The 1,028-nt window shown below is 65.7% G+C and carries 1 protein-coding gene; it reads left to right on the forward strand.

Translation table 11 applies throughout. The features are described from left to right. Positions 1 to 38 precede the first annotated feature (38 nt). Positions 39 to 1,028, forward strand: a 990-nt coding sequence (locus FKR81_RS44235) for a hypothetical protein (RefSeq protein WP_186763529.1), incomplete at its 3' end; no start/stop codon positions are given.

A 1,028-nucleotide genomic window follows, 5' to 3' on the forward strand; every position in this document is an offset into this window, starting at 1 on the left:
TCGCACCTGTCACTACTCCGGCCACGGAGAGTGGTGTTTTGCCGGGGTTCATCGACACCCCGGCCGATGGGTTGTGCCTGATCACCTCGGTGCTGTGGTCGATGACCCCGCAGGCACGCACCGCCGTCTATCTCCACCTGCAAACCCACAGCCGGATCCACCCGATTTCTCGTCTGGCCCGGTTCCTGGACGACCCCAACACCACACGCCCACAAGGCAGAGAACTCAAAGCCCTCCAAGACGACATCATCAAAGTGGTCGCCGACCGGCTGGCCGCCTACCAGAACAATCCCGCAGGCCTGCCTCCCGAGATCGCCCGCGCCTACCGCGGCCAGCAACAGGCCACCGTCTACAACCGGCTGCACGCCATGGACAACGAGACACTCGTCACCGGGCTGACCACCCTGTGGGCCCAGGGCGACGGCCAGCACCTACCACTCAACATCCTCGCCGACCACTACACCAGCCTGCGTCAACGCCTCAACCCCGGCCAGACCCGCGACCAAGCCACCACGGCCGTGCGCTGGCGACTAGATCCCCAGGACGAACCCGCCGCCCGCGCCTACCTCACCGGCCACGGCATCACCCCACCCACCGACCCCACCGACCACGTCGCATTACGCCAGGCCTACCTACACGCCCTCACCAACATCGGCGGAATGGAACTCGGCCAGGCCTACCAGCACATCGGCTGGCACCTCGACACCAACTCCGTCCAACCCGACACCATGATCACCGAACTCGCCAACCACGCCGACCACGACACCCTCGTCTCCCTGCTCGCCGAACTCCACTACCACGCCCCCCTCACCCACCAGGAACACACCGCACTCCACACCGCCACCCTCACCTGGGAAGACAGCTGGAACACCGACTACGGAGAATCCCTCGTCCCCCTACTCGCCCACACCCTCGACATCCAACTCCGCACCACCAACACCCGCGACACCCGCGACACCACCACCCTCAACCCCACCGCCACCAACCCCATCACCATCTACCGCTCCCACAACCACTACACCGCCCAC

This window comes from Lentzea tibetensis, assembly GCF_007845675.1.
Classification (GTDB): Bacteria; Actinomycetota; Actinomycetes; order Mycobacteriales; family Pseudonocardiaceae; genus Lentzea; species Lentzea tibetensis.